Annotated in this window: 6 protein-coding genes; all 6 read left to right on the forward strand. The window is 29.2% G+C overall.

The window, feature by feature from the left end:
- Positions 1-152 precede the first annotated feature (152 nt).
- Positions 153-692: a hypothetical protein gene (locus ACMOUI_RS13555; RefSeq protein WP_418966223.1), complete on the forward strand. Its 540-nt coding sequence runs from the start codon at positions 153-155 to the stop codon at positions 690-692.
- The gene (locus ACMOUI_RS13560) at positions 685-1,731 is read left to right on the forward strand and encodes a hypothetical protein (protein ID WP_418966224.1); all 1,047 of its coding nucleotides are present in this window, start codon (positions 685-687) and stop codon (positions 1,729-1,731) included. Before ACMOUI_RS13555 ends, ACMOUI_RS13560 begins: the two co-directional genes overlap by 8 nt.
- Positions 1,732-2,145 carry a hypothetical protein gene (locus tag ACMOUI_RS13565; RefSeq protein ID WP_418966225.1) on the forward strand — a complete coding sequence of 138 codons (414 nt, stop codon included), beginning with the start codon at positions 1,732-1,734 and terminating at the stop codon, positions 2,143-2,145. It abuts the gene before it with no gap.
- Between the two features lie 2 nt (positions 2,146-2,147).
- On the forward strand, positions 2,148-2,462 hold the full coding sequence (locus ACMOUI_RS13570) for a hypothetical protein (protein WP_418966226.1): 315 nt from the start codon (positions 2,148-2,150) through the stop codon (positions 2,460-2,462).
- A 213-nt stretch (positions 2,463-2,675) separates the two neighbouring features.
- Positions 2,676-4,436: a phage tail tape measure protein gene (locus tag ACMOUI_RS13575; protein ID WP_418966227.1), complete on the forward strand. Its 1,761-nt coding sequence runs from the start codon at positions 2,676-2,678 to the stop codon at positions 4,434-4,436.
- A gap of 8 nt (positions 4,437-4,444) precedes the next feature.
- The coding region (locus ACMOUI_RS13580; RefSeq protein ID WP_418966228.1) for a hypothetical protein at positions 4,445-4,966 on the forward strand (522 nt) is incomplete at its 3' end.

Consider the following 4,966-nt stretch of genomic DNA (forward strand, 5'->3'; position numbering starts at 1 on the left):
AGATTTAAAAATATTTTGTAGAACTAATCAAAAAAATATCCTTTCAGAAAATGATATAATACCAGCTTTTGGAACTGATTACATTATAAAAAATGAAATTCCTTTGGAATATTCAGATTATAAAGTATTTCTAGCTCGTAGGGTGGTAGATGATGAAAGAAGATAAAACAAATATAAGAGGACAAATAGAAACTATAATATGGGAACTGATGAAGAGTAAAACAAATATAAATATAGTTCTTAAAGATAGTGATGATATAGATAGTATAGGTTATCCAAGAATAGAATTTGAGGTTATTGAAATTAATCTAAATCAAGATAATATGAGTATTTCAAATGAATATGACATGGAGGACTTAAATATCATAGATAATTACAATAGAACTTGTAGGTATATGATTGATTTTGTTTTAATTCATACCCCAGAAAATGAAGCAAATATAGATGAATTAATAAAATATTTGACTAATTACTGGAAAATGGATAGATACTTTTATAATTTTGATTATTCAAAATATGATATTGAAGATATAACTATAGTTCAAGATTTTAAACCTAGTAATAGAAATATGTTTTATTTGGATCAATCAATAAAAAGAGATGGATATAGTTTTACATTGGATGTTGATATTGTAGATAAAGATATTATACCAATGGGAGCTTATATGAAAAGAGGTGAGTTTAGTGACTAGACATTTAAAAGTTTCAGTATTATCTGATACTAAAGCTATAAAGGAGGCTACTTTTGGAGATATTTTAATTATAGATTTTAAAAAGGCAATACCTTACACAAAAGTTTCAGATACAACAGCTTTAAAAAGTTTAAGTGTATTAGAAACAGATATAATTTATAAAAAAATAGAAAAAATATTTTCGCAACCTAATAGGATTGATAAGGTTTCAATATTTGGAACAACAGCAGAAAATGATAGCATAAAATCAGAGTTAGATAATATGTGGGCTAAAAATAAAGGATATTATTTTGTTTTAATGTCAGAGTTTGATAATGATAAAACAAAATCAGTTATTGAATGGGCTGTAGGTAAGGGATTAAGACCAGTTTATTTAACTGATAATAATAAAACAGCGGATGAAGCAATAGCATTTTTTAAAAAACTAAATAATGGAGCTATAGCTTTTGCAACTAATAAAGCAGATGATTATCCAGATGCAATTTATGTTGGTTTAATGTGTACAGATATTCCAGGAAGAGATAAATGGGAATGGAAAGAAGGAACAGGAACAGTAGTTTCTGGATTTGATTTAGCTGATATAGATAAATTAGAGGAAGCCGGAATAAATACAGTTCAAGAAGAAAGAGAAGGTGTATTGGGATTATTCCCTGGTAAATGTTCTAATGGTGAATTTATAGATATTGAATGGGGAAGAGATAATCTACAATATGATATTGAAACAGCATTTATTAGGGCAGAAAAAGCACCGTATAAAATATATCATCCTGGAGTAGATCCAAGAGGTATAACACAAATAGAAGGAATAGTTAATTCTGTTATAAAAGATTATGCTAGTGATTTTAGAGAATTTATAGCGAAAGATGAACAAGGTAAAGTTAGAGCAAAAATAAATGTAAAAACAGAATATACTCAACAGCAAATTGCAGCTAGAGAGTTTGAAGTTGCTTGGGCTGCTATTCCTAGTGGTTCAGCTTCTTATGGAGAAATAAAGGGGCTTCTAACATTTGATAAAACAAAAGTAGGAGGTGTATCTTAAATGCCTTATAAATCAAAATTAGATATTATAGAAATTAATGGACTTATATTTTCAGACGCCTTAGATGGAGATTTTGCACCAGTAAGAAACGGGGATAAATATATTAGAGAGATGGACTCAAACGGGAAATTTCAAACTTTTGAAAACCCAGATAACAGTGGGACATTTACTTTGAAAATAACTAAGTCTAGAAATGGAGATAGACTTTTAAAAGTTCTTAGAAATTTATTTGAAACTGGAGAAGAGTTCATTTTAAATAGAAATGATAAAAATAAAGGTGGAGCTAAAGAAATTTATACTGGATGTGTAGTTATGAATGATGGAAGCTCAACAAGGGGAGCTAATGGAGTTTTAGGTAGAAGAGAATGGACTGTATCTTATGAAGATTACGAAGTTAATGAAGGAGTGAATTAATTATGGAAAATAAAGTTATAAAAGCACAGGATTATATATTGCCAAAAATTAAGCATGAACAAAAAACAATACAATTAACAGATATAAATGGAACTGTATTTGAGGCAATATTTGAAGTTCCAACAGTTAAAGAGATAATGCTTATGGAAGAAAATGGTAATGAATTTACTGAAATTAATGGAGCTTTATACACTAAGCAATCTAAAGTAAGAAAAGTAGAATGGATTTTAAAAAATTTATTAGTAATGCCAGTAGATTTAGAAATAGATCATTTGAATAAATTGAGTGTAGAAGAATTAGCAAACACTTTTCGTTAGTATTAAATATGATGATAATGGTTTTATAGATATAGAGCATTATTTAAAAAAAAGTGATGATTCGGAAATAATCGCTTTTACTGTAGGTGATTATTTCCATATAAACCCGTATGATGTTCATGATATGGCATATGAAAAACAATTGAAAATGTATTCATATGTTTTAAATGCTATCAAACCTCGCAATAAAGGAAATAAAGGGGGTGCATAATAATGGCTAATAAATTGGCTGATGTTTTTTATGAAGTCGGTTATAAAGTAAATGAAGCGGGTTTAAAAAAAGCTGATGGGGAACTTTTAAAAGTAGATAAAGATGTAAAAAAAGCAAAAAAAGGAGTAGATGATTTTGGAGATTCTTTATTAGCTATTGGAAGCGAGGTTGTTGGAATTGTAGCTATTGGAAGTGCAATAATTGGGACAGCATATAAAATAAATCAAGCAACAAATTTATTTGCAGAGTTTGATTATCAACTAGCTAAAGTTAATGCTAAAGGCGACCAAACAGCTGAAAGTTTTAATGTTTTAAAACAGGCTGCATTTGAAGCTGGGAAAAATACTGTATTTAGTTCTAAACAGGCTGCACAAGGACTTGAATATATGGCTATGGCTGGATGGAGTGCAGTCGATAGTGCAAAAGCTCTACCAGCAGTATTAGATACAGCAGTTGTAGCTGGAGAAGATTTAGCTTTAGTTTCAGATATTATGACAGATACAATGACAGTATTTAAATTAGGAGCAGACCAAGCAAATCATTTTGCGGATGTCCTAGCATATTCAGCTAACAAATCAAATACAAGTATAGCAATGATGGGAGAAGCTATGAAATACGCAGCTCCACCAATGTCAGTTCTAGGAAGTACAGCAGAAGAGACAGCAGCCTTATTCATGAGTATGGCAGATGGAGGAATTAAAGCTAGTCAAGCTGGAACAGCTTTAAGAGCAAGTGCTTTAAGATTGGTAAATCCTTCTAAAGAAGCTCAAAGAGTTATGAGGCAATTAAGATTAGAAATAAAAGATTATTCAAGTGGTAATTTTATTGGAATGACTAAAATACTTGAACAATTAGAATTAAAAACAAAAAACATGACAAATGCTCAAAAAGCTCAAACATTATCAGTTTTATTTGGTACAGAAGCAGTCTCTGGAATAATGGTAGCCTTAGAGCAAGGTACTGATAAAATAAAGAAAAATACAGAAGCTCTAAAAAATAATCAAGGTTATGCTCGAAAGTCAGCGGAATACATGGCTAATACTTTACAAGGTCAAATTTTAGCAACAGCTTCTAAGCAGGAGGCTTTAAGTCTCAAAATAGGAGAAACATTTGCACCAGCTAAATTAGAAATGGTTAAAACTTATAATAGTCTACTGGATTCCATGCTTACTAAATTAACTAACAATACAGATGAAGTTCAAAAATTATCAGATTTTACAGTTGGATTTATTAGCATAATGACGGACGGAATGAAATTTGTAGGAAAAGCCATCGAAGATGCTGTTATATTACCTTTAAAATTTGCTAAAAATACTTTAGATATTTTAACCTTTGGACAGTTTTCAAAATCCGTAAATACTTTTGTTGAAGATGTTACTGAAATAGGAGAAAGAAAAAGAGCTGAACAAGAATTTTACAGAACTAGAGCAGAAAAAGCAGAAAAAAAAGAGCAAGAATATAAACCAGTTCCAGGAGCACCAGCAAGAGAGAAAAAAAGCTTTTCTGAACTTACAGGATATAAACCTACATTTTTACCAACAAAAGAAAAAGAAAGGATAGATAATAATATTGGAAATATCAGAACTGGTGGAACAGTTTTTTCACCAAGTTATAATTTAAGTGGAATGATGTTCAATTTTCCACAAGGTACTAACTTAAACAATCCTAAAGAAGTTCAAGATTTGGTACAAAAAACAGTTATAAAAACATTAGAAGATAGGGATAAAAGATTAATGAATCAAATAGATCCAAGAAGGAGGTAAAACAAAGGATGATTCAGATAAATGGAAAAATATATAACTCTAGAGATTTTAAACCAAAATATGCATCTGAAAGTGATGACTATATAAAAAATGATAGAAAGATAGCTTCTGATAACATCCAAGTTAAGCCTCTTTCTATCTCTTCTATAATATTTTATAAAGTAAAAGATAATACAGAAGATAAGAATGAAGCTATAAAATTTATTCAAGATATAATATACAATCAAGAATTAATAACAGTTGTAGATGTTGATAATAATGTTGAATACAATGAGTTGTTTGTATCTAAATTTAATATTCAAAAAAAATATACAGAGGGATTTTTAGCAGATATTGAGTTTAGATATAATCCTATAACAGAAACCGCTGTGAGTGGAAAGAACCAATATAAAGGATATTATATAAGAAGTGAAAGGATAATCCAAAAGCCTTTAGCAAAAAAACAAATTCCTATTAGTGATTTACCACAAAAAACTTTAAAAAATTTATTAGGAGATTCTATAGAAACAAATACATTAAATAATAAAATT

This window comes from Cetobacterium sp., from assembly GCF_048470075.1.
GTDB lineage: Bacteria > Fusobacteriota > Fusobacteriia > Fusobacteriales > Fusobacteriaceae > Cetobacterium_A.

What these genes read in the sequence shown, in the direction of transcription:
- ACMOUI_RS13555 (WP_418966223.1), top strand. Translation starts at nt 153, where the DNA reads ATGAAAGAAGATAAAACAAATATAAGAGGACAAATAGAAACTATAATA.
- ACMOUI_RS13565 (WP_418966225.1), top strand. Translation starts at nt 1,732, where the DNA reads ATGCCTTATAAATCAAAATTAGATATTATAGAAATTAATGGACTTATA.
- ACMOUI_RS13570 (WP_418966226.1), top strand. Translation starts at nt 2,148, where the DNA reads ATGGAAAATAAAGTTATAAAAGCACAGGATTATATATTGCCAAAAATT.
- ACMOUI_RS13575 (WP_418966227.1), top strand. Translation starts at nt 2,676, where the DNA reads ATGGCTAATAAATTGGCTGATGTTTTTTATGAAGTCGGTTATAAAGTA.